Origin of the sequence: Amycolatopsis japonica (assembly GCF_000732925.1) — a bacterium.
Classification (GTDB): Bacteria; Actinomycetota; Actinomycetes; order Mycobacteriales; family Pseudonocardiaceae; genus Amycolatopsis; species Amycolatopsis japonica.
This window is the reverse complement of the sequence record NZ_CP008953.1, coordinates 1,195,863-1,218,838: the sequence shown is the minus strand read 5'-3', so window position 1 is coordinate 1,218,838 and position 22,976 is coordinate 1,195,863. Positions and strand designations below refer to the sequence as shown.

The 22,976-nt window shown below is 68.9% G+C and carries 22 protein-coding genes; 7 read left to right on the top strand and 15 right to left on the bottom strand.

Annotation, left to right across the window (positions count from 1 at the left end; genetic code table 11):
- Positions 1–28: 28 nt before the first annotated feature.
- The 3 genes from prmC to AJAP_RS06045 all read right to left on the bottom strand — a co-directional run bounded on the left by prmC (position 29) and on the right by AJAP_RS06045 (position 1,938).
- Complete coding sequence (gene prmC, locus AJAP_RS06055) at positions 29–895, bottom strand: peptide chain release factor N(5)-glutamine methyltransferase (RefSeq protein WP_007028336.1); 867 nt, start codon at positions 893–895, stop codon at positions 29–31.
- A gap of 84 nt (positions 896–979) precedes the next feature.
- The gene (locus AJAP_RS06050) at positions 980–1,528 is read right to left on the bottom strand and encodes an HD domain-containing protein (protein WP_016336863.1); all 549 of its coding nucleotides are present in this window, start codon (positions 1,526–1,528) and stop codon (positions 980–982) included.
- 35 nt (positions 1,529–1,563) lie between these two features.
- The gene (locus tag AJAP_RS06045; RefSeq protein WP_051972357.1) at positions 1,564–1,938 is read right to left on the bottom strand and encodes a MerR family transcriptional regulator; all 375 of its coding nucleotides are present in this window, start codon (positions 1,936–1,938) and stop codon (positions 1,564–1,566) included.
- Positions 1,939–1,997: 59 nt separating this feature from the next.
- Between AJAP_RS06045 and AJAP_RS06040 the strand changes: the two genes are divergently transcribed.
- Both AJAP_RS06040 and wsfD read left to right on the top strand, forming a co-directional pair.
- A complete protein-coding gene (locus tag AJAP_RS06040; RefSeq protein WP_038508913.1) occupies positions 1,998–2,783 on the top strand; it encodes an alpha/beta fold hydrolase in 786 nt (261 codons plus the stop codon).
- 31 nt (positions 2,784–2,814) lie between these two features.
- On the top strand, positions 2,815–4,248 hold the full coding sequence (gene wsfD / locus AJAP_RS06035; RefSeq protein WP_038522471.1) for a glycan biosynthesis hexose transferase WsfD: 1,434 nt from the start codon (positions 2,815–2,817) through the stop codon (positions 4,246–4,248).
- 4 nt (positions 4,249–4,252) lie between these two features.
- Here the strand turns inward: wsfD and AJAP_RS06030 are convergent, their stop codons facing one another.
- Positions 4,253–5,980, bottom strand: a complete 1,728-nt coding sequence (locus AJAP_RS06030) for a hypothetical protein (RefSeq protein ID WP_038508912.1) — start codon at positions 5,978–5,980, stop codon at positions 4,253–4,255.
- Positions 5,981–6,125: 145 nt separating this feature from the next.
- Between AJAP_RS06030 and AJAP_RS06025 the strand changes: the two genes are divergently transcribed.
- Positions 6,126–6,863 carry a hypothetical protein gene (locus AJAP_RS06025; protein ID WP_038508910.1) on the top strand — a complete coding sequence of 246 codons (738 nt, stop codon included), beginning with the start codon at positions 6,126–6,128 and terminating at the stop codon, positions 6,861–6,863.
- Between the two features lie 29 nt (positions 6,864–6,892).
- Complete coding sequence (locus AJAP_RS06020) at positions 6,893–7,279, top strand: hypothetical protein (protein ID WP_051972356.1); 387 nt, start codon at positions 6,893–6,895, stop codon at positions 7,277–7,279.
- Between the two features lie 11 nt (positions 7,280–7,290).
- Here the strand turns inward: AJAP_RS06020 and prfA are convergent, their stop codons facing one another.
- Both prfA and rpmE read right to left on the bottom strand, forming a co-directional pair.
- Positions 7,291–8,361, bottom strand: coding sequence for a peptide chain release factor 1 (gene prfA / locus AJAP_RS06015; RefSeq protein ID WP_038522464.1), 1,071 nt, complete (start codon positions 8,359–8,361; stop codon positions 7,291–7,293).
- Between the two features lie 95 nt (positions 8,362–8,456).
- Positions 8,457–8,684 (bottom strand): 50S ribosomal protein L31, encoded by a 228-nt coding sequence (rpmE, locus tag AJAP_RS06010; RefSeq protein WP_007028345.1) that lies wholly within the window; start codon positions 8,682–8,684, stop codon positions 8,457–8,459.
- A gap of 223 nt (positions 8,685–8,907) precedes the next feature.
- Between rpmE and AJAP_RS06005 the strand changes: the two genes are divergently transcribed.
- On the top strand, positions 8,908–9,453 hold the full coding sequence (locus tag AJAP_RS06005) for a hypothetical protein (RefSeq protein ID WP_038508908.1): 546 nt from the start codon (positions 8,908–8,910) through the stop codon (positions 9,451–9,453).
- A gap of 63 nt (positions 9,454–9,516) precedes the next feature.
- Here the strand turns inward: AJAP_RS06005 and AJAP_RS06000 are convergent, their stop codons facing one another.
- The 7 genes from AJAP_RS06000 to argS form a co-directional block, all read right to left on the bottom strand.
- The gene (locus AJAP_RS06000; protein ID WP_038508906.1) at positions 9,517–10,050 is read right to left on the bottom strand and encodes an AAA family ATPase; all 534 of its coding nucleotides are present in this window, start codon (positions 10,048–10,050) and stop codon (positions 9,517–9,519) included.
- A gap of 80 nt (positions 10,051–10,130) precedes the next feature.
- On the bottom strand, positions 10,131–12,104 hold the full coding sequence (gene rho / locus AJAP_RS05995; RefSeq protein ID WP_038508904.1) for a transcription termination factor Rho: 1,974 nt from the start codon (positions 12,102–12,104) through the stop codon (positions 10,131–10,133).
- Between the two features lie 419 nt (positions 12,105–12,523).
- A complete protein-coding gene (thrB, locus tag AJAP_RS05990) occupies positions 12,524–13,405 on the bottom strand; it encodes a homoserine kinase (RefSeq protein WP_038508902.1) in 882 nt (293 codons plus the stop codon).
- Positions 13,402–14,463 carry a threonine synthase gene (gene thrC / locus AJAP_RS05985; protein WP_038508901.1) on the bottom strand — a complete coding sequence of 354 codons (1,062 nt, stop codon included), beginning with the start codon at positions 14,461–14,463 and terminating at the stop codon, positions 13,402–13,404. The genes thrB and thrC overlap by 4 nt, the downstream gene beginning before the upstream one ends.
- Entirely contained in the window at positions 14,460–15,770 is a 1,311-nt protein-coding gene (locus AJAP_RS05980) for a homoserine dehydrogenase (protein ID WP_038508899.1), read from the bottom strand. The genes thrC and AJAP_RS05980 overlap by 4 nt, the downstream gene beginning before the upstream one ends.
- A gap of 3 nt (positions 15,771–15,773) precedes the next feature.
- Positions 15,774–17,207, bottom strand: coding sequence for a diaminopimelate decarboxylase (lysA, locus tag AJAP_RS05975; RefSeq protein ID WP_038508897.1), 1,434 nt, complete (start codon positions 17,205–17,207; stop codon positions 15,774–15,776).
- Between the two features lie 6 nt (positions 17,208–17,213).
- Positions 17,214–18,869, bottom strand: a complete 1,656-nt coding sequence (argS, locus tag AJAP_RS05970) for an arginine--tRNA ligase (protein WP_038508895.1) — start codon at positions 18,867–18,869, stop codon at positions 17,214–17,216.
- Positions 18,870–19,072: 203 nt separating this feature from the next.
- Here argS and AJAP_RS05965 point away from each other — a divergent pair, with 203 nt between their 5' ends.
- Positions 19,073–19,864, top strand: a complete 792-nt coding sequence (locus AJAP_RS05965) for a DUF3105 domain-containing protein (RefSeq protein ID WP_038508893.1) — start codon at positions 19,073–19,075, stop codon at positions 19,862–19,864.
- A 9-nt stretch (positions 19,865–19,873) separates the two neighbouring features.
- Positions 19,874–20,572, top strand: a complete 699-nt coding sequence (locus AJAP_RS05960; RefSeq protein WP_038508891.1) for a DUF305 domain-containing protein — start codon at positions 19,874–19,876, stop codon at positions 20,570–20,572.
- Between the two features lie 68 nt (positions 20,573–20,640).
- Here the strand turns inward: AJAP_RS05960 and AJAP_RS05955 are convergent, their stop codons facing one another.
- Both AJAP_RS05955 and AJAP_RS05950 read right to left on the bottom strand, forming a co-directional pair.
- Positions 20,641–21,558, bottom strand: a complete 918-nt coding sequence (locus tag AJAP_RS05955; protein WP_038508888.1) for a cation diffusion facilitator family transporter — start codon at positions 21,556–21,558, stop codon at positions 20,641–20,643.
- Positions 21,559–21,709: 151 nt separating this feature from the next.
- The gene (locus AJAP_RS05950) at positions 21,710–22,837 is read right to left on the bottom strand and encodes an epoxide hydrolase family protein (RefSeq protein WP_202965576.1); all 1,128 of its coding nucleotides are present in this window, start codon (positions 22,835–22,837) and stop codon (positions 21,710–21,712) included.
- Positions 22,838–22,976 lie beyond the last annotated feature (139 nt).

Sequence of the window (22,976 nt, the reverse complement as noted above, 5' to 3'; positions counted from 1 at the left end):
ACCGCATCCAGAGGACGAAACGCGGGGGTCAGGAGACGCGCAGGGCGGTGACGAAACGCGGCCGTCCGGCGAGGTCGAGGTGCCCCTGCACGTCCGTGAGCACCCGCCGCGCCCGCACGAGCGCCGGGACGGCGGAACCGTGCGTGTCGTCGTGCTCGATCGCCATCCCGCCGGTGGGCCGCAGCAGGCGCGCGGCGGCCGCGATCGCGTGCCGGATCACCGCCAGCCCGCTCTCCTCCGCGAACACCGCCCGCGGCGGGTCGTGCTCGGCGACCTCCGCCGGCACCGGCGTGCCTTCCGGGACGTACGGCGGGTTGCACAGGACCAGGTCGACGAGCCCGTCGAGTTCGGCGAACATCGTGCTGTCCGCCACGTCGCCGGAGTACAGCCGGATGGGCGTGTCCCCCGCGTCGGCGTGGACGTCGGCGTTGTGCCGGGCCCACGCGAGGGCCTGCGCGTCGATGTCGACGGCGTAGACGACCGCGTCCGGCCGCGCGTGCTGCACTGCCAGCGCCAGCGCGCCGGAGCCGGTGCACAGGTCGACCACCACCGGGTACTCGCGCCCGTGCAGCAGTTTGAGGCCCCATTCCAGGAGCAGTTCGGTCTCCGGGCGCGGGACGAACACCCCGGCGCCGACGTTGACCGTGATGTCGCCGAGCGCGGCCCAGCCGGTGAGGTACTGCAGCGGGATCCGTTTGGCCCGCTGGTTCACCAGCTGGCCGATCGCGTCGATGACGGGCGGGTCCACCAGCGGCACCATCGGCAGGCGGCCGCGTTCGACACCGAGGACGTGGGAGGCGATCAGTTCCGCGTCCGAACGCGGTGACGCCACTCCGGCCTCGGTGAGGATGCGGGTCGCTTCCATGATGGCGAGGCGCAACGGCTGCCGGTTCACTGGTGTTCCTTCACAGAGTCAAGCCTGACACACGAGGCACGCGTGCCGGGGTCGATACACGCGGGCTCAGGGTATCGATTCCTTTCAGCGCACCCGCCACGAGAGCGAGGACAACGTCAGGGCCGCTTCGGCCACCCGCCGCGCGAGGTCGGTCTGAAGGCTCTTCGTCGCCGAAGCGATCCATTCGTCCACGTTCCGTACACCGATGTCGCGGTACTCGACGGCCTGAAGCAGCATTTCGAGCTTGTCCGCGTCGCGCGCGTAGAGCGCTTCGGGGCTTTCGGCGGACTCGTACTCGTCGACGGCGTCACGCACCGAGTCACGCGCGGCGCCGGGCAGGGCCGACGTCTGCGCGGCGGTGATCGCCCGCGGATCCGGCTTCTCGACGAAACCCTTGATCGTGTGCGGGAGATCGCCCGTGCGCGTCTCCTGCGTGTCGTGCCACAGCGCGAGATACGCCGCCCTCGCCGGGTCCGCGCCGCCCTCGGCCGCGAGGAGGCCGGCCAGCTGCGCGACCCGCGTGGTGTGCTCGGCCACCGATTCGGGATCGCGGACGCCCGCCTGCCACCATCCGGCCCGCCGGATCCGCTTGAGCACACCCAGTTCGAAGCCGAATCTGGCCAGGGCTTCCACAGTTCTCCTTTGAATCGACACAGCGACGCGCAGCGTCACCGTTGAGGGTGGGGGCGGGGGCATGGATGGACGACGGTGAGATATCCGGCCAGTGTCCCGCGCCGCTGCCTGAGCGTGTCGATGCGGTCGTTCATTTCGGCCAGTTCGCGCCGGATCTCCGCCACGACCGTGGGGCACATGTCCAGTTCCGGCAGTTCACCGTTCGCGCACGGCAGCATTTTCGCGATGACGTGCGTGCTCAGCCCGGCCGCGAGGAGCGCGCGGATCTGCCGCACCGTGGTGACCGCGTCTTCGTCGAAGGTGCGGTAGCAGTTGGAATCGCGCCGCGACACCAGCAGCCCCTGCTCCTCGTAGTAGCGCAGCAGCCGCTGGCTCACGCCGGTCCGCCGGGACAGCTCGCCGATCAGCATGTGACCCCCGTCATCCGAGTTTGACCTTCACATCGATGTCAGTACCTAACGTCGCCGGCATGACGAATCATTTCGCGCACGTCGTCCGCGGTTCCGGTCCCGGCCTGCTGCTCGCCCACGGCGGTGGCGGCGGCGTCGAGGGCAACTTCGGGAGCATCCTCGACGACCTCGCCCGCACCCACACCGTCGTCGGCCCCGACTACCCCGGCTCCGGGGCCACGCCGCGCAGCAGCGAGCCGCTGGACCTCGACACCGTCGCGGACGAACTGGTCTCCATCGCCGTCGACGCCGGTCTCGAACGCTTCGCGATCCTCGGCTACTCGCTCGGCACCGGAGTCGCCGTCCGCGCGGCCACCCGGCACCCCGATCGGGTCACCGGGCTCATCCTGACCGCCGGGTTCACGAAACCGGACAACCGGCTCCTGCTGGCCGTCGACATCTGGCGCGAACTGCTGGGCGGCGACCGGAAGCTGCTGGCGAAGTTCCTCACCTTCGCCGCCACCGGCGAAAAGCACCTGAACGCCCTGTCACCTTCGGATCTCGAAGCCGCCATCGAAGGCCTCGCCGGATTCATCCCGGAGGGCAGCCCCGAACACGTCGGCCTCGTCGCGAGCGTCGACACCCGGGCCGAGCTGGCCGGGATCTCGGTCCCCACCCTCGTCATCGCCACGACGCTCGACGGACTCGCCCCGCCCGCCCACTCCCGCGAACTCGCGGCCGGGATCCCCGGCGCCGAACTGGTCGAGATCGAGTCCGGGCACGGTATCGGCGTCGAGGCCCGCGACGAATGGCTCGGCGTGATCCAGAAGTTCCTCTCCGCAAGTGTTAGAGAGGGTACGAACTGATCACCCTGCGGAATCTTCTAAGGTGACGCGGGTGAAGATCCGGGAAATCCGACTGACCCTGGGCGTGTTTTTCGCCGCGCTCGGGGTGCTCCTCGTCCGTTTCCTGGTGCCGCGTCCGATCGGCATGGCGGACAACGGCGACGGCTGGCGCATTCTGTGCCGGCTCGGCGCCCGGGAACTCGACCGGCCTTCGGAATACTTCGTCCGCTTCTCCTACGGCCCCGCCCCGGCCTGCAACAGCGAGTACATCTCCAGCCAGAGCTGGATCGACAAGATCGCCAGCGAGATCGGGCAGTTGCTCGGCTCGTCCGCGATCCTGAACCTGCTGGTACTGGGTGTGCTGGGCTGTCTGCTGGTCGCCGGCGGGATCGCCGCGATCGTCGTCGGCCTGCGACTTTCGGTCCGGAACAGCGTCATCGCCACGGCCGCGCTGCTGCTGGTCGCGGCGGACTCGGCCTTCTTCGGGTACTTCGCCTCCGTGCTGAGCGAGGGCGCCGCCTTCGTCGGGATGCTGCTGCTCGCCGGCGGGCTCCTGCTCATGCACCGCACCGGGCCGTGGCGCTACACCGGCGCCGCGGTCACCGTGCTCGGCGCGATGATCGGGATCAACGCGAAGTCGCAGACGCTGCTGCTGATCCCGCTGTTCGCGCTCGCGCTGCTGTTCGTCCGGCCGGAAGGCAGCCGCGGCCTGGCCCGGTGGGCGCTGCCGTTGGCCGTGCTCGCCGTCGTCGGCACCGGTACCGCGCTGGTGCAGGGGGCGGGCGACTCGGCCAACGCGGAGTACCGCGAGGCCAACATGTACCACGTCGTGTTCAACGGGATCGTCGACGGGAAACACGACACCACCGGCGACCTCGCCGCGCTGGGCCTCCCGCCCGAGTTCGCGAAGTACGTCGGCACCGGCTGGTGGAGCGCGAACGCGGCCTGGCGCGACCCCGAGTACGCGAAGTACCGCGACAAGATCAGCCGCCGCAACGTCGCCCAGTACTACCTCGACCACCCGGTGCGCGTGGTCGAGATGCTGCACCGGTCCGCGCAGGAGACATTGACCGCGCGGGTGCCGAACCTCGGCAGCTTCGGTGAGCACGCCGGGCAGCCGCCGCTCGCCAAGGAGTACCGGGTCCCGGTCCTGTCCGGGATCACCGGCTGGCTCGCGCCGCTGGGGTTGTTCGCCCTGCTGCCGATCTGGCTGCTCATCGGATGGGCGGGCCTCCGCGCCTTCCGGAACCGCACCGGACGCCGCGACGTCGGCATAGTGGTGCTCATGTTCCTGCTCTTCGCAATGGGCCAGATCCTGGTGTCCGGCCTCGCGGAAGGCATCGAGAACGTCAAGCACCAGCAGCTGACGATCTACCCGACCCTGCTCGCCGCCGCCTTCGCCGCGCTCTCGTTCCTGCCGAAGCGCAAGGAAGAGCCGCCGGTTGCCGAGGAACGCGAGCCGGAGACGGCGTCCCTCTCCGCCTGAGGCATCAACGCGCCGGTTCCCAGAATCCGGCGAAGCTGCCGCACGCGACCCTGGCTCCCGCGAGCTCGTCCTGGATCCGCTTTTCCACGCCGGTGTAAGCGATCGTCCGCGTGTCCGGGCCGACGGCTTCAGGGACGGGGGCGCCCGCGGTCAGCGAAACGGCTTTCACCGTCTGGAAGAGCACGAGGTAATCCCCTTCGCGGTCAATGTTTTCCGCCGCAGCGACCATCCTTTCCGGACTGTCGCCGGTCAGTTCCATCGGCAACGGCCAGTCCAGTGGGAACGGGTTGCGGACCCCGAAAACCGGGGCGACGAACGGATTGTCCGGCAGGACCGCGACCTTCGACGCCGGATAACGGTCGAGGCAGCCCCGGATCTGGGCGACGTAGGTGTACACGCTGGGATTCGTGCGGACGCCGCGCAGCGCCGGGGCGATGTCCCCCAGATCCTTCGTCAGTTCGCCCTGCGGCCGGTCCGCATACGGCGCCTTGTCGTGCGCGGACATCAGCAGCAGCCCGGCGAGCACGAACGCGGCCGCGGCGAAGACCCCGCCCGCGGACTCGGACGGGCGCGGCGGCGGCACCGCTTCCAGCACTCCCAGCGCGAAGATCCCGGCCAGCAGGCCGGGAAGCGGGTAGCCCCAGGACAGGCTGGCCATCCAGCCGAGCGCGGCGATCGCCAGGTACCGCCAGGGCAACCGTCTTCGAACGACGGCGTCGAGCACGGCGGCGGCCAGGAAGAGCCACAGCAGGGTGACCGGCCAGCCGCCCGCGTGCTCGAATCCGCCGTCGGCCACGACGAACACCACGACCGCCACGACGCACAAGCCCGTCGCGCCACGGAGCCATCGGCCCGGCTCGCCGAACTGGTCGCGGGCCGACCACGCCACGGCCAGCACGCATATTCCGAGCAGCACCGGGACGAAATACGTCCGCGGGTCCGCCCGGCCCGCGAATTCCGCCGTCCAGAACCGGAAAAGGCCTTCACCCCAGGTCTGAGTGCCGCTGGAGAGCTGCGCGATCGCCGACCGCAGGCCCCCGGCGACGGTGACCATGCCGAAGTACAGCGACGGCGCCGCGCCGAGCATCAGAAGGTCACCCAGCAGACGCGGCACCTTTCTCGGCGGCGCGGCGGGGTGGAACAGCAGGATCAGCACCCCGATCGGGACCGCGAACAGGAAACTCTGCTTGACGATCACCGCGAACCCGAGGCAGAACAGGCCGGACAGACGCCGCCATCGCGAGCCCGAACGCAGCCCGCCGTCGAGCAGCCACCAGCCGACCGCGACCAGGAAGACACCGTCGACGGTGTGCCAGGCCATCACCGGATACGTGTTCAGGCCGACCAGAACGGCGGTGAAGACCAGCCCGAGCCGCGTCGGGCCCCAGTCCAGCGGCGAGGTCCCGGTCAGGAACGCGGCGAGGGCGACCGTGGCGACGGTCAGCTGCACCATCATCACGAAACCCGAGCCGATCATCAGCGGCGCGGGGACGAGATGATCGATCAGATGCAGATAGGCCGAACCGAACGGCCTCGGCCCGAGGAAATCGACCTGCGGGATCTCGCCGTGCAGGACGCGCCACACCTGGGCGAGCACGAAGCCCTGATCGGTCGGGTTGAACCCGAACCGGCCGATCCTCGCGACGACGGCCGCGCTCAGCAGTCCCGTTCCGGCAACGAGAACGAGTGCTCGCGGAACACGTTTCCGGGTCGCCGGAAACGATCTTTCCATTCGTGTTCTCCCGGGACGGGTTCCCCTTATCGACCAGGGACCGTAGCGGAAGCCGGGAATCGACGACAGGCCCGATCGGACGCCGCTCCCCGCCACCCGTAGGCTGAACGAACCCTGTACGCGCCGAAGGGCTCAAGAAACAGTCATGGATCTCCGGGAAACGACGGTCGTCACGCGGATATCGGCGAATATCGAAACCGAGGATTTCGCCGCGGCCGCAGCGCTGGGCGAACGTCTCATCGGCGAGTTCGAGGCCACCGAGCTGGAGATCTGCCGGGCGGACCCGGAAGGCGGCTGGACGGGATACCTGGTCTCCGTCGGCTATCGCACGCCTCCGGCCGACGGCGAAGATCCCGCCGAAACACTGCATCGGGCCGCGGTACCCGCGCTTTTTCACTTCGGTCTGAATGCGGAATTATTCGAAATCCACGGCACGCCGGAGACCGGCCAATACGGAAGCTACGACGCCTACGACACCCCGGCCGACGGATTCACACTCTATTCGCTGATGGCGTCCGTCGGCGGCACCGATCCCCGCGAACCCGCGTACGTCACCAGGCACGATTTCACCCCGCGCGCGGAAACCGATGTCATTTCGCGGGTGCATCTCTACGTCCCCACCGGCGACCTGCGGCTGGCCGTGGACCTGTGCGGCCGCCCCGCGACCGACCTTTCGGCGTCGCTGGTCCGGATCAGCACGGACGCGGGCCCTTGCGAAGCGGTGCTGTTATCGGCTTTTCCCGCTCTCGCCGGGGAAAGCGGCGAAGAGGCGCTCAGCCGGGTGACGCACGAGGTGACCGACAGGCTTTCGCACGTGAGCATGTCCGTCCGGGCGATCCACACCGCGCTGGAGGACGATCCGTTCTACACCGAGCCGGGCTGATACCCGCCCCGGCTGGCTAATATCGCGGCATGATGGACCTGCTGATCGAGTTCGCCGGCACCGGCCGCGTCGGGCCGATCCACGGCGGTATGACGTTGGCAGCGGCCTCCGCCGTGCTGGGTCCGGGTCATCCCCATCCGGCGATCCGTCTGCTCGGCGGCAAAGCCGATGGATATCCCTATCGCTGGGACAGCCTGTATTTGGACGTCATCCGCGACCGGGTTTCGTCCATCAAACTCGAAACATGGCCAGGGCACACCTTTTCCGTGGAGCCGTACCTCATCGATCGCCAGTCCGTGATTCGTGTCGCCGGCACAGCGGTGACGGCGATGTTCAGCAGATTCGACGAAAAGGACCTGGGAGTACGGCCAGGCGACTATTTGCTGTCGGTTTCCAAGAACTTCGAGATTCCTTAGGACGGCGCGGATCAGCCGGCGTGGGCGGCGAGCCGCTCCTCGCGGTCCGCGGTGATGAGCGCGTCCAGCACGCCGTCGAGGTCGCCGTCGAGGACCTGGTCCAGGTTGTACGCCTTGTAGTTCACCCGGTGGTCGGCGATGCGGTTCTCGGCGAAGTTGTACGTGCGAACCCGCTCGGAGCGGTCGACGGTACGGACCTGCGAACGGCGCGCGTCCGACGCCTTCGCGGCGGCCTCTTCCTCGGCGATCGCCTGGAGGCGGGCCTGGAGCACCTGCAGGGCGCGGGCGCGGTTCTGGATCTGCGACTTCTCGTTCTGGCACGAGACGACCACGCCGGTGGGGATATGCGTGATCCGCACGGCCGAGTCGGTCGTGTTCACGCTCTGGCCGCCGGGGCCGGACGAGCGGTAGACGTCGATCCGCAGGTCGTTGGGGTCGATCTCGACCTCGACGTCCTCGGGTTCGGGGTAGATGAGCACGCCCGAGGCGGAGGTGTGGATGCGGCCCTGCGATTCGGTGGCGGGCACGCGCTGCACGCGGTGCACCCCGCCCTCGAATTTCAGCCGCGCCCAGACGCCGTCGGCCTCGGCCGAACGGCTCTTGATGGACACGGTGACGTCCTTGAAGCCGCCGAGATCCGAGTCGACCGAGTCGAGGACCTCGGCCTTCCAGCCGTGACGCTCGGCGTAGCGCAGGTACATGCGCAGCAGGTCGCCGGCGAACAGCGCCGACTCCTCGCCGCCTTCACCCGATTTGATCTCCATGACCACGTCGGAGCCGTCGTACGGGTCGCGCGGCAGGAGCAGCTCGGTGAGCTTGGCCTCGAGCACGGAGATCTTGGCGGAGATCTCCTCGGCCTCGGCCGCGAAGGCGGCGTCTTCCGCGGCCAGTTCCTTCGCCGTCTCGAGGTCGTCGCGGGCGGTGTCGAGCTCACGGACCGTCTTGACGACCGGGCTCAGCTCCGCGTACCGGCGGCCGAGCTTGCGGGCGCGCGCCTGGTCGGCGTGCACGGACGGGTCGGCCAGCTGCTCTTCCAGCTGGGCGTGCTCTTCGAGCAGACCCTTCAGCGAACTCGAATCCACCACTCCACCTCTCAACGGACCCTGACAAAACCAAGGCTGTAACACCAAAGAAAACGGCGCCCACCCGGACATGCGGGTAGGCGCCGTCGTTCAAGCTACTTGGCGTCTTCGGCCTTCTTGCGCTTGCCGTAGCGAGCCTCGAAGCGCGCGACGCGGCCGCCGGTGTCCATGAGCTTCTGCTTGCCGGTGTAGAACGGGTGGCAGTTCGAGCAGATCTCGACGTGGAGGTTGCCGGAGGTCTTGGTGCTGCGCGTGGTGAATTCGTTGCCACAGTCACAGTTCACGTGCGTGACGACGTACTCGGGATGAATACCGCTTTTCATGGTGTCCTCTCTCGTTGGCCCCGGGTCCCCGAGCGGGGTGAACCGGTGCCGGACTTCAGCGGGTGATTTTGCCAGATGTGCTGGCAGTGGCGTCAACGCACCCCACCTCCGGCATATTCCAACACGTTGAGTTATCAACTATCGACGTTGAGTTGTACGAAATTTGTACTTGATCACGGGATCGTCCTCGCTGTTGGTAATTCCTCAACAGGAGGTACTGATCATGCGCACCATCCTCGCCAAGGTGGCGAAGCCGGCGTCCGTCGCCGCGCTGGCCATCGCGGCCCTCGCCGTGGCTCCGGTCGCCGGGGCCGCTCCGGCCGCCCCCGAAGCGGGCGCCACCATCACCGCCGCCGACATCAACCCGGCCGCGGGAACGTTCACCACCGTGCCCGAGGGCGACCTGGCCATCCAGGGCGCCGGTGACGGCACGCCCGCCGGCGCCGTCCAGTGGTTCAAGAACCACGCCGGCTCGACCGCGTACCAGGGCCTCTGCGAGAAGGCCGTCGAGAACGCGTACGGGACGACCGGTGTCTGGGCCTCGGCCAACGCGCACTGGAACGGCGCGAGCCCGAAGCACACGACCGGGACGCCGCCGAAGGGCTCCTTCGTGTACTGGAACATCAGCCAGTGGGGCCACGTCGGCATCGCCGACGGCTCCGGCGGGATCTACGCCTCCAGCATCGGCGGCAAGATCGGCCACGCTTCGAGCGTGCACTACTTCAACAACTACCGCGGCTGGACCCCCGCGGCCGTTCCGCACCGCTGAGCCCTCGGGGCAGACGGTCCATGAAGGCCTCCTTGAGGGACTCTGGGTCCCTCAAGGAGGCCTTCATGGACCGTCGATCGACATCAACCAGTGTTCGGTTGCGCGCGGCGAAGTCAGCCGCACCACCGGCACTCCGGGATCAGCGGCCCAGCCGCGGATCGTGCGCCGTTTGCGCGCGAACGAGCGGAAGTGCCACACGATGATCGAATCGCCGGAAACCATGCCTCTCAGCGTTTCGACGTTGCCGTTGCAGATCCGGCGACGGGTGACGCAACGCACCACGGTCCGGCGCACCAAACGGCTCAGCGATACCCAGCGCGGATAGTCCAGAGCCACGATCAGTTCGGCGCGGGGCAACGCGATGTCTCGCCATTTGGCGAACATGCCGTCGATGATCCAGCGCTCCCCCGCGACCAGCGCGGTGATCCGGCGTCGTTGCTCGTCGTCGGGCACGGGCAGCCAACCCGGCTGCCAGGCGAGATCGTCGTCGACCGAATGGCACGGCAGCCCGGTCCGCTGGGCCAGTTTCCCGGCCAAGGTCGTCTTGCCCGAACCGGTGACCCCGTACACGACGATCCGTCCCGGCACCGAAGCCATGCTTCCCCCATCAGACGCAGCGAAGGGGCCCTTCACCGCATCGGATGCGGTGAAGGGCCCCTTCGGTTCAGCTACGAAGCTCAGTCGTCGTCGTTCGAGCCGAGGGCCGTCTTCGAGACCTGCATGAGGAACTCGATGTTGGTCTTCGTCTTGCGCAGACGCGAGATCAGCAGGTCGATGGCCTGCTGCGAGTCCAGCGCGTGCAGCACCCGGTGCAGCTTGTGGGTGACCGCGAGCTCGTCCGGCGAGAGCAGCAGGTCTTCCTTGCGGGTACCGGACGGGTTGATGTCCACCGCGGGGAACACGCGCCGCTCGGCGATCTTCCGGTCGAGCTTGAGGTCCGCGTTCGCGGTGCCCTTGAACTCTTCGAAGATGACCGTGTCACCGGTGGAACCGGTCTCGACCATCGTCGTGGCGAAGATCGTCAGCGAGCCGCCGTTCTCGATGTTGCGCGCCGCGCCGAGGAACCGCTTCGGCGGGAACAGCGCCGTCGAGTCGACACCACCGGAGAGGATCCGGCCGGACGCCGGGGCCGCCAGGTTGTACGCACGGCCGAGGCGGGTGATCGAGTCGAGCAGCACGACGACGTCGTGGCCCATCTCGACCAGGCGCTTCGCCCGCTCGATGGCCAGCTCCGCGACCGAGGTGTGGTCGGACGGCGGGCGATCGAAGGTCGAGGCGATGACCTCACCCTTCACCGACCGCTGCATGTCGGTGACCTCTTCGGGACGTTCGTCCACGAGCACGACCATCAGGTGGCACTCGGGGTTGTTCGTCGAGATCGCGTTCGCGATGTCCTGCATGATCGTCGTCTTGCCGGCCTTCGGCGGCGACACGATCAGGGCACGCTGCCCCTTGCCGACCGGCATCACCAGGTCGATGACGCGGGTCGTGAGCTTGTGCGGCTCGGTCTCGAGGCGCAGCCGCTCGTTCGGGTACAGCGGGGTCAGCTTGGTGAACTCCGGACGACGCTTGGACTCGTCCGGCTCCAGGCCGTTGATCGAGTCGACGCGCACCAGCGGGTTGAACTTCTGCCGCTGCTGCTCGCCGTCACGCGGCTGGCGCACGACACCGGTGATGGCGTCACCGCGGCGCAGGCCGTACTTGCGGACCAGCGAAAGCGAGACGTACACGTCGTTCGGCCCGGCGAGGTAGCCCGAGGTACGCACGAACGCGTAGTTGTCGAGCACGTCCAGGATGCCCGCGACGGGCAGCAGGACGTCGTCCTCGCGGATCTCGGTGTCGGGCGAACCGCCCTGCTCGCGGCCACCGCCGGAACCCCGGCGGCGACGGTCGCGGAAGCGACGGCCGCGACGGCCGCCTTCCTCGTCGTCGTCACCCTGCGGGCCCTGGCCCTGGCGCTGGCTGTTGTCCTGGCCGCCGCCCTGCTGGTTGCGCTGGCGGTTGTCCTGGCCACGGCCGTCGCGGTTGCCCTGACGGTTGCCGCCCTGGTCACCGCGGTCGCCCCGCTCGTTGCGGTCACCCCGGTCACCCCGGTCGCCGCGCTCGTTGCGGTCACGCTGCTGGCCGCCCTGCTCGGGCGAACCCGCGGCACGGTTGGAGCCGCGACGACGACGGCTGCGGCCGCCCTCTTCCTGCTGCGGCTGGCCGTCCTGCGACGCCCCGTTGTCCTGCTGCGCGGGCCGCTCGGCGGCGGGCGCGGAGCCGTTCTCCGAAACCTTCTCGGCCTTCTCCGCACGAGGAGCCTCGGCCGGAGCGGCTTCCGCCTTCGGGGCCTCCTGCTTCGGGGCCTCGGTCTTGGGCGCTTCGGCCTTCGGGGCCTTGCGCGGTGCGTCGATCCCCTCGAGCGGAAGCGTTTCGCTCGCCGCGGCGGGGGTCTTGCGCTTGGTCTTGCCCTGGCGCTCGCGGATGGCCGCGATCAGATCGCCCTTGCGCATGCCCGTCGTCTCGCCGATGCCAAGGTCCCCAGCGATCGAGCGCAGTTCGGCGACGGTCTTGCCGGTCAATCCGCCGACCGTGCGCTTGGGAGCGACGACGCCGTTCGACTCGGCGGCGCCACCTTCGACGTCGCTCAAAAGATCGGTGTTGCTCACAAATGTCCTTCCTGACCGATCCACGCCTCCAGGTGGATCAGCGGACCGCCGCTCGCGTCCGATTGCGAAACGGCGTAATTGGCCCCCGATACGGGCGATCAGCTCCTCGGCCGTGTTGAACACAGCTAGAAGGCCTCCAGCACAGGGATTTGCGTCCTCCAAACGGAGGAAGCGGAATTCGGCACCGCCGGAACCGGGAACCCGCCTGCGTCCATCCGCTACTCCCCGCTTGCCAGGCGGTGTACGGAACTGGCGGATCAACGAAGGATGCGGGCCAAGGATGACACTGGTCACCTGGACCGGCACCGGGTGCGGAAACGCACGGTGATCGAACGCCCCCGAGGGTAGACCGCGCCACGGTCCGGTGCAACAACCACCCCCCGCGTGGCGGGGCGGGGCTCCGGCATGTGACCGAGGCTTTACTGAGCCGCAACCTGAACGCCGCCCGGATCGATCGGCAGCTCGGTGACGTCGAAAGACGTAACGTCGACGCCCGCCGGGAGTATTCCCTCGGTCGTCAAGGCGAGCACCGTCGGACCGGCCCCGGAGATGGCCGCGGCCACCCCTTCGGCCCGCAGCGCGCGCACCAATTCGCTGCTCGCCGGGTACGCGGACGCCCGGTAATGCTGATGGAGCCGATCTTCGGTCGCGGAGAGCAACAGGTCGGGGCGCGCGGTCAGCGCGTGCACCGCGAGTGCCGCGCGACCGGCCGTGAACGCCGCGTCGGCGTGCGGGACCCGGTCGGGAAGCAGCCCGCGGGTGGCGTCGGTCGAGGACCGCAGCGCCGGGACGGCGACCACGGGCCGGATGTCGTGATGCGGCTGGAGCCGTTCGGCGCGGAACCGCTCGCCCTCGTTCCACGCCACCACGAAGCCGCCCAGCAGGCTCGCCGCGGCGTTGTCGGCGTGCCCCTCGAACTCGGCCGCCAGCTGCAGGGCGTCGTCGTCCAGGGGCTTCTCAGCCAGTGCGTACGCCGCCGCGACCCCGGTCACCACGGCGGACGCGGACGAGCCGAGGCCGCGGGCGTGCGGGATGGCGTTGAAACAGCGCAGGTGCACGCCGGGCGGCCGGAGACCGAGATGCTCGCAACCGCGCCGGAAGGCCCGCACGACCAGGTGCGATTCGTCGGTCGGGACGTCGTCCACGCCGCCCGCGCCGACGTCGGTCACCTCGATCTTGAGCCCGGCGTCGGTGATCTGGAGTTCGACGCGGTCGTACAGCGCGAGCGCCAGGCCGAGCGCGTCGAACCCCGGGCCGAGGTTCGCCGAAGACGCCGGGACCTTGATCTTGAGCAGGGTCATCGCAAGTCCAGCGCGGCGGCGACGGCGGTCGGGTCGACGGCGAGCGGCTCGACCTCGACGTTGCCCTCCAGCGCCGTGGCCGGATCCTTCAGACCGTGTCCCGTGACGGTGCACACAACGGTCGAGCCCTTGGGCAGGCGGCCGTCGGCGGCCGTGGCGAGCAGGCCCGCGACGCTGGTCGCCGAGGCGGGCTCGACGAACACGCCTTCCTTGCGGGCCAGCAGCCGGTACGCCTCGAGGATCTTCTCGTCGGTGATCGCCTCGAACAGCCCGGCGGAGGCGTTCTTCGCCTTCATCGCGCCGTCCCAGGAAGCGGGGCTGCCGATGCGGATCGCGGTCGCGATCGTGTCCGGATCGGCCACCGGCTCGCCGTGCACGAGCGGCGCGGCACCCGCCGCCTGGAAACCGAACATGCGCGGGGTGTTCTTCACCACACCGTCGCCCGCGTACTCGGAATATCCGGCCCAGTAGGCGGTGATGTTGCCCGCGTTGCCGACCGGCAGGCAGTGGATGTCCGGTGCCCGGCCGAGCACGTCGCAGATCTCGAACGCGGCCGATTTCTGGCCGGCGATACGCACCGGGTTGACCGAGTTGACCAAGGTCACCGGGTAGTCGATCGCGGTCTTCTGCGCCAGTTCGAGGCAGTCGTCGAAGTTGCCGTCCACCTGCAGGATCCGCGCGCCGTGCAGGACGGCCTGGGCGAGTTTGCCCATCGCGATCTTGCCCTGCGGGACGAGCACCGCGCAGGTGAGCCCGGCGCGGGCCGCGTACGCCGCGGCCGAGGCCGACGTGTTGCCGGTGGAGGCGCAGATGACCGCCTTGAGCCCGCTGGCGAGCGCGTGCGTGATGGCCACGGTCATCCCGCGGTCCTTGAACGACCCGGTCGGGTTCGCGCCTTCGACCTTGAGGTGGACCTCGCAGCCGGTCAGTTCCGAGAGGTGCGGCGCGGGCAGCAGCGGGGTGTTGCCTTCGCCGAGCGTGATCACCTTCGCGCCGGACGGGACCGGGATCCGGTCGGGATAAGCCTGGATGATTCCTGGCCATGGTTGGGGAATCACTGGTCTTCGCCTTCCACACGCATCACACTGACGACCTGGTTCACCACATCGAGCTTCGCAATGTCGTCCACAGTGGACCGCAATGCCGCGTCCGGCGCCAGGTGGGTGACCACGACCAGGCTGGCCGTGTCGTTCGCGTCGCGCTGGCGCACGGCGGCGATGCTGACACCGTGCCCGGCGAACGCCTGGGCCACCTGGGCGAGGACGCCCGCTCGATCGGCCACGTCGAGACTGACGTGGTACCGCGTCGGCGTCTGGCCCATCGGCCTGACCGGGAGCGCGGCGTGCGCGGATTCGCGCGGGCCACGGCCGCCGACGACCCGGTTTCGAGCCACCGCGACGAGGTCGCCGAGCACGGCACTCGCGGTCGGCGCGCCACCGGCGCCCTGACCGTAGAACATGAGCTCACCGGCGGCGTCGGCCTCGACGTAGACGGCGTTGTACGCGCCGCCGACCCCGGCGAGCTGGTGACCGCGCGGGATCATCACCGGATGCACGCGCGCCGAAACGGATTCGGTGCCGTCGTCCGCGGTGACGCGCTCGCAGATGGCGAGCAGTTTCACCGTGCGGCCCAGCACGTTCGCCGCGGCGAGATCCGACGCGGTGACGTCGGCGATGCCCTCGCGGTGCACGTCGGACGCGGTCACGCGGGTGTGGAACGCGAGCGAGGCGAGGATCGCGGCCTTGGACGCCGCGTCGTAGCCGTCGACGTCGGCCGTCGGATCCGCCTCGGCGTATCCGAGCCTGCTGGCCTCTTCCAGCGTTTCCGCGTAGCCGGCGCCGGTGGAGTCCATCGCGGAGAGGATGTAGTTGGTGGTGCCGTTGACGATGCCCATCACGCGGGTGATGCGGTCACCGGCCATCGATTCGCGCAGCGGGCGCAGCAGCGGGATCGCCCCGGCCACGGCGGCCTCGAAATAGAGGTCGACGCCTGCCGCGTCGGCGGCCTCGAACAGCTCCGCGGAATGCTCGGCCAGAAGCGCTTTGTTTGCCGTGACAACGGATTTCCCGGCCTTGAGCGCGTCGAGCAGCCACTGCCGCACCGGCTCGATACCGCCGACCAGTTCGACGACGACGTCGACGTCCGGGGAGGTCACGAGCTTCGTCACGTCGGAGGTCACCAGCTCCGGCGGCAGCTCGGGGTGCTTGTCGGGGCGCCGCACCGCGATACCCGCCAGCTCCACCCTGGCGCCCGCCCTGGCGGCGAGCTCCTCGGCCTGCTCGGTGAGCAGCCGGACCACCTCTCCGCCGACCGTCCCGCAGCCCAGCAGGGCGACCCTGATCACGCGTCCGTCCACAGTAGACACTTGCTAGACCTCCAGGCGCAGCATGTCGTCCGTCGTCTCCCGCCGCAGCAGCACGCGGGCGCTGCCGTTGCGCACGGCCACCACCGCGGGCCGCGGCTGCCGGTTGTACCCGCTGGCCATCGAGTAGCAGTACGCCCCGGTGGCCGCCACGGCGAGCAGGTCGCCGGGAGCAAGGGTGTCGGGGAGCCAGCAGTCACGGACGACGATGTCGCCGGACTCACAGTGTTTTCCCACGACCCGGGACAGCGCGGCACCCACCTGGCCGTCGCCATCGTCGTCGGCCGACCGGGATACGAGACGGCAGTCGTACACCGCGTCGTAGAGGGCGGTGCGGATGTTGTCGCTCATCCCGCCGTCGACGCTGACGTAACGCCGGGCGGCCTTGTCGCCGAGCGAGACGTCCTTGATGGTGCCGACCTCGTACAGCGTGATCGTGCCGGGACCGGCGATGGCGCGGCCGGGCTCGCCGGCGATCTTCGGCACCGGAAGGCCCGCGTACTCGCATTCCTTGCGGACGATCTCGCGGATCTGCGTGATCATCTGCGCGGGCGGCGGCGGGTTGTCCTTGTCGGTGTAGGCGATACCGAAACCACCGCCGAGGTCGACGATCGACAGCTGGTCGAGCAGTTCGGGGCCGTGCTCCTTGCCGAGTTCGGCCAGCAGCCCGACCACGCGGCGGGCCGCGACCTCGAAACCGTCGGCGTCGAAGATCTGCGAACCGATGTGGCTGTGCAGGCCGATCAGCTTGAGCGACGGCGCGTTGAGCACGCGGCGCACGGCCTCGGCCGCGTCACCGGAGGCCAGCGAGAAACCGAACTTCTGGTCCTCGTGGGCGGTCGCGATGAATTCGTGCGTATGCGCCTCGACGCCGACCGTGACCCGGATGAGGACGTTCTGCACGATGTCGTGCCGGGCGGCGACGTCGGCCAGCCGCGCGATCTCGTAGTAGGAGTCGACCACGACCGTGCCGACGCCGGCTTCGACCGCGGCTTCCAGTTCGGACAGCGCCTTGTTGTTGCCGTGGAAGGTGATCCGCTCGGCCGGGAAGTTCGCGCGCTGCGCCACGGCGAGTTCGCCGCCGCTGCAGACGTCCAGGCTCAGCCCCTGTTCGGCCACCCAGCGGGCGATCTCGATGGACAGGAACGCCTTGGACGCGTAGTGCACGAGCGCCGGGTCGTCGAACGCCTCGGCGTAGTCGGCGCACCGGGACTTGAAGTCGGCCTCGTCGACGACGAACAGCGGCGTGCCGTACTTCTCGGCGAGTTCGCGGACGTCGACACCCGCGATGCGGACGACGCCGTCACCGCCCCGGAAAGTGTTGCGGGGCCAGACTTTCGGGTACAGCCTGTCGAGTTCTTCCGGACTCGACGGCGGGAAACCGGAGGCGTCGGCGTGGGGGTAGACGTCGGCGTGGCGGGGGCCCGCGGGGTGAGCCATTCTGGGTTACATCCGTTCCGGAGCAGAGACACCGAGCACGTTGAGGCCGTTCGCCAGCACCTGACGGGCGGCCTGGCACAGCGCGAGCCGGGCGAACGTGAGGGGGGTGGCCTCCTCGTCGCCCTGGGGAAGAACACGGCCGACCGTGTAGAACTTGTGGTACGCGCCGGCGAGCTCTTCGAGGTACCGGGCGACGCGGTGCGGTTCGCGCAGCTGTGCGGCCCGGCGGAGGACGGTCGGGAATTCGCCGATCGTGCGGATCAGATCGCCCTCGGCGGGCAGCGTAAGCAGGCCGAAGTCGACTTCGCCATCGGATTTCAGTCCGAGGTCGGAAGCGTTGCGCTGCAACGAGGCCAGCCGCGCGTGGGCGTACTGGACGTAGTAGACCGGGTTGTCGTTGGAGTGCTTGCGAAGCAGGTCCAGGTCGATGTCCAAAGTGGAATCGACGGAGTAGCGGATCAGCTCGTAGCGGGCGGCGTCCACGCCGACGGTGCCGACGAGGTCCTCCATGGTGATCACGGTGCCGGCGCGCTTGCTCATCCGGACCGGTTTGCCCTCGGAGACCAGGTTGACCATCTGGCCGATCAGCACCTCGACGACGGCCGGGTCGTCACCGAAGGCGGCCGCCGCGGCCTTGAGCCGGGCGATGTAGCCGTGGTGGTCCGCGCCGAGCATGTAGATGCACAGGTCGAAACCGCGCTTGCGCTTGTCCTGGAAGTAGGCGAGGTCACCGGCGATGTAGGCCGGGTTGCCGTCCTTCTTGATGACGACGCGGTCCTTGTCGTCGCCGTGCTCCTTGGACTTGAGCCACCAGGCGCCGTCTTCGAAGTACAGGTTCCCGGAGTCCTTCAACTGCTGGACCGAGGTCGCCACGGCGCCGGACTCGTGCAGCGAGTTCTCGTGGAAGTAGACGTCGAAATCGGTGCCGAAATCGTGCAGGCTCTGTTTGATCTCGGTGAACATCAGCTCGATGCCGACCCGGCGGAAGGTCTCGGCCCGCTCGTCGTCGGGCAGCGACAGCGCGCTCGGCTCCTGGCGGATGACCTCGGCGGCGATGTCGTTGATGTAGCCGCCCGCGTAGCCGTCCTCGGGGGCGGGCTCGCCCTTGGCGGCGGCGATCAGCGAGCGGACGAAGCGGTCGATCTGCGCGCCGTGGTCGTTGAAGTAGTACTCCCGGGTGACCAGGCCGCCCTGCGCGGACAGCACGCGGCCCAGCGCGTCGCCGACCGCGGCCCAGCGGGTGCCGCCGAGGTGGATCGGGCCGGTCGGATTCGCCGAAACGAACTCGAGGTTGATCTTGACGCCCGCCAGCGCGTCGCCGAGGCCGTACTTCTCCCCGGCGTCGAGCACCTGCTGGACGATCTGGCCCTGCGCGTCGGCGGCGAGCCGCAGGTTGAGGAAGCCCGGCCCGGCGACCTCGGCCGAGTCGATGCCGTCGGTGGCCGAGAGCGCCTCGGCCAGCGCGTCGGCGAAGTCACGGGGCTTCATGCCCGCCTTCTTGGCCACCTGCAGCGCCAGGTTGGTCGCGTAATCACCGTGCTCGGGATTGCGGGGACGCTCGATCGTCACCTTCTCCGGCAGCACGGAATCGTCGAGGCCGCGCGCGGTGAGAACCTGCACGGCGGAGTTACGGACCAGGTCGGCGAGAGCTGCGGGAGTCACTCGCGGAATTCTAGGTGTGACCTGGTCCGGGCTTCGCAGCGACCGCCGGAAGGTGTGAGCCAAGCCGGTGATCTTCGAACTGTTCACGGTGATCAGACGCGCGGTCTCTACACTGGCCCGCGCAGGGACCACCCCCTTCGGAGAACGCAGGAGCCATGGCTAACGGGACAACCAGAAAAAAGGGCGCGTCGTCGAAGAACGCGATGAAGGCCGCCCGTAGTTCCGTCGTGTCCAAGAAGGGCACGCCCTGGGGCACGATCATCGCCGTCGTCGCGATCGTCGTCCTGGCTGCCTCGGTGGTCACCTATTACATGGTCGCTTCGGCGCCCAAGCGTGAGCAGAAGACCCGTGAAGAGGCCGCGGCCGCCTTCGCCCCCTCTCAGCAGGACCCGGACCCGTCGAAGCGGATCGCGGGCGTGACCACGGCCACCTACGAGGGTTCCGTGCACGTCAGCGCCGCCGAGCGCGTCGCCTACGACAAGACCCCGCCCTTCGGTGGCCCGCACGACCAGGCCTGGGCCGCGTGCAACGGCGTCGTCTACGAGAAGGCCGTCCGCAACGAGAACATGGTCCACGGTCTCGAGCACGGCGCGGTCTGGATCGCCTACAACCCGGCGCAGATCTCCGGCGACGCGCTGGAGCTGCTGCGGGTCCGCGTCGAGGGCAAGCCGTACACGGTGATGTCGCCGTACCCGAACCTGGACAAGCCGATCTCCGTGCAGTCCTGGGGCCACCAGCTGAAGCTGGACTCCGCCTCCGACGAGCGGATCGACCAGTTCATCGCCGCCCTGCGCACCAACCCGTACGGCGCGTACCCCGAGCGTGACGCCACCTGCGACGCGCAGATCGAGCCGGGCGACTTCGACCCGACCCCGCCGGGGCCGGACGCGAAGCCGATGGATTACAAGGGCAGCGCGGGCACCCAGCCGGACCAGCCCGGCGCCGGTCAGCCGTCCGCACCCGCGACCCAGCCCTCGGCGCCCGCGAGCAAGTAAGTGAGCCAAGTGGACCCCGATCTCCAGGAAGACGTCTCAAGGTCGGCCAAGAGCCGATGGCTGGTGATCGGGGCCGCCCTGGTCGTCATGCTGATCCTCGGCTTCGGCCTCGGCGCGCTGACGACCAGGCTGATCGACTCCGAGCCGGAGCAGAAGACCCCGGGCACGGGCTCGGTCGAGGTCGGCTTCGCGCAGGACATGTCGGTGCACCACCTTCAGGCCGTCACCATGGCGGGCTGGGCGCGGGACCACACGACCGATCCGGCGATCAAGACCCTCGCGTTCGACATCGAGCGCACGCAGACCGGCCAGGTCGGCCGGATGAAGGGCTGGCTCGGTCTGTGGGGCCAGCCCGAGCAGACGACCGGCGCCTACATGACCTGGATGACCGAGCCGATGGCCGGCCACGGCGGGCACGGTGGCGCCGACATGAAGCCGTCGAACGGCGCCCCGATGCCAGGGATGGCGACGTCGGCCGAACTCGCCAAACTGCGGTCGCTGACCGGCAAGGAGATGGACGTCTTCTTCCTGCAGCTGATGCTCCGGCACCACATGGGCGGGACGGAGATGGCGCAGTACGGCTACGACCACACGTCGATCGCCGACGTGAAGTCGCTGACGCAGAGCATGCTCGTTTCGCAGGGTGCGGAGATGACCCTGATGAAGGGCCTGCTCCAGGAGCGCGGCGCCGCTCCCCTCCCCGCCTGACGCATTTCGTCCTCTGAATGCGGTAGTTCGCTTTGCCGACTACCGCATTCAGAGGACGAAATGCGTGGTTACCAGGAGAGTTCCCGGCAGCGTTGCGCGCACTGGGGCACTTCTATCTGCAAGGTCGCGTGCTCGATCGAGTAGCGGTTCGCCAGGAGGTTCTGCGCCTCGGTGAGCACTTCGGCCTGCTCGACGGTCGGCGCGATGGTGAGGTGCGCCGAAGCGACCTCCATACCCGAAGTCAGTGTCCAGACGTGTAGATCGTGAACGTCCTCGACGCCCTTCAGCCCGCCGAGTTCGGCCTGGATCCCGGCGACGTCGACGCCCTTGGGCGCGTGCTGGAACAGGATCCGCAGCGCGCGCCGGGCGAGGGCGTAGGTGCGGGGCAGGACGAACAGGCCGATCGCGACACCGATGATCGGGTCGGCGTAGCGCCAGCCGGTCAGCAGCGTGATCGCGCCGCTCAGCAGGACACCGACGGAGCCGATCAGGTCGGCGAGGACTTCGAGGTACGCGCCACGGACGTTGATGCTCTCTTCCGCACCCTTGCGCAGGATCATGAAGGAAACGATGTTGGCGACAAGGCCCGCGGCCGCGGCCAGCAGGACGGGCAGGCCGGGCACGGCGGGCGGGTCGCTGATCCGGCCGATGGCCTCGACCAGGACGTAGCCCGCGACGCCGAACAGCAGGATGGCGTTGCCCAGCGCCGCGAGCACTTCGGCGCGGTAGAAGCCGAAGGTCCTGGTGAGCGTCGGGCCGCTGCGCCGGGCGAGCAGGATGGCCGCCAGCGCCATGCCGACGCCGAGGACGTCGGTGAACATGTGCGCGGCGTCGGAGATGAGCGCGAGCGAGCCGGTGGCGAACCCGACGATGAACTCCATGACCATGAAGCCGGCGCCGATGACCAGCGCGATCGTCAGGCTCTTGAGGTAGCGGCCTGACGCGCTCGACGGCGCGGCCGTCCCATGCCCGTGCCCGTGACCCATTGCTCCGCCTCTCGTGAAGTCGACAGGCCGAATATATTGTCACATGCGCATATGTGCAATACAGGTGAGCCTAAGTTCACCATGTCTTAAGCCACACAAGGAAGCCATCCCCCAGGAGGGCCTTCCCGAAACCTGAAACCGCCACGCACCGCTACCGAAGCGACCGGAAGAACCCCCGCAACTGGCCGACGAAGGCCTCGGGCTGCTCGAACGCGGCGAAGTGGCCGCCCTCGGCCAGCACCTCGTACCAGCGAAGATCGGTGTAGCGCAGCTCCGCCCAACGCCGGGACGGCCGGATGATCTCGCGAGGGAAGATGGAGATACCCGAAGGAACTTCAACGGCGCTGACGTCGCGCTCCTTGTTCTCCCAGTAGATCCGCGCCGACGAGGCCGCCGTCGCGGTGAACCAGTAGACGGAGATCGCGTCGAGCATCTGCTGCCAGGACAACGCGGTCTCCGGCGAGCCGTCGTTGTCGGTCCACTCCCAGAACTTCTCGGCGATCCACGCGGCCTGCGCCGCCGGCGAGTCGGTGAGCCCGTAGCCCACCGTCTGCGGACGCGTGGCCTGCTGCTGCGCGTACGCGGACCCGACTGCGCGGAACCGCGCGAGGTCGCCGATCGCCGCCTTCTCCTCCGCCGTCGGCTCGCCGAGAACGGACTCGTCGTACGCGACGCCCGCCATGTTCACGTGGACGCCGATCAGCCGCTCCGGGGCCACCTTGGCGAGCATGTTCGTCACCCCCGCACCCCAGTCGCCGCCCTGCGCGGCGTACCGCTCGTAACCGAGCCGCCCCATCAGCTCGTCCCAAGCCCGGGCGATGCGCTCGACGTTCCACCCGGTCGACGATGGTTTGTCACTCCAGCCGAACCCCGGCAACGACGGCGCCACGACGTGGAACGCGTCCGCGGGATCGCCCCCGTGCGCGGCGGGATCGGTCAGCGGACCGAGCACGTCGAGGAACTCCACGACCGAACCCGGCCAGCCGTGCGTGAGCACGAGCGGTGTCGCGTCCGGCTCCGGCGAGCGAACGTGCAGGAAGTGGATGCCGAGACCGTCCACAGTGGTCTTGAAGCCCGGGAAAGCGTTGACCCGGGCGGCCAGTCCGAAGTCGTAGTCCTCCGCCCAATACCGGCACAACTCCCGCGCGAACTCCAGCGGGACCCCCTGCTCCCAATCGTCGACGGTGGCAGGCTCGGGCCAGCGCGTCGCGCGCAGCCGGACGCGCAGGTCTTCGATGTCGGATTCGGGGATCCTCACCTCGAACGGTTCGATCACCAGGTCCTCCCAGTTCGTCGGTACCACCAACGCTACGCATTTCGGCTGCCCAACGGCTCACTCTTGCGCCTGAACCAGCTGAAAGACCTGGTCAGAGCCATCCAGGGCCGCCTCGTCGAGCGCCGCGCCGGTTAACGACCAC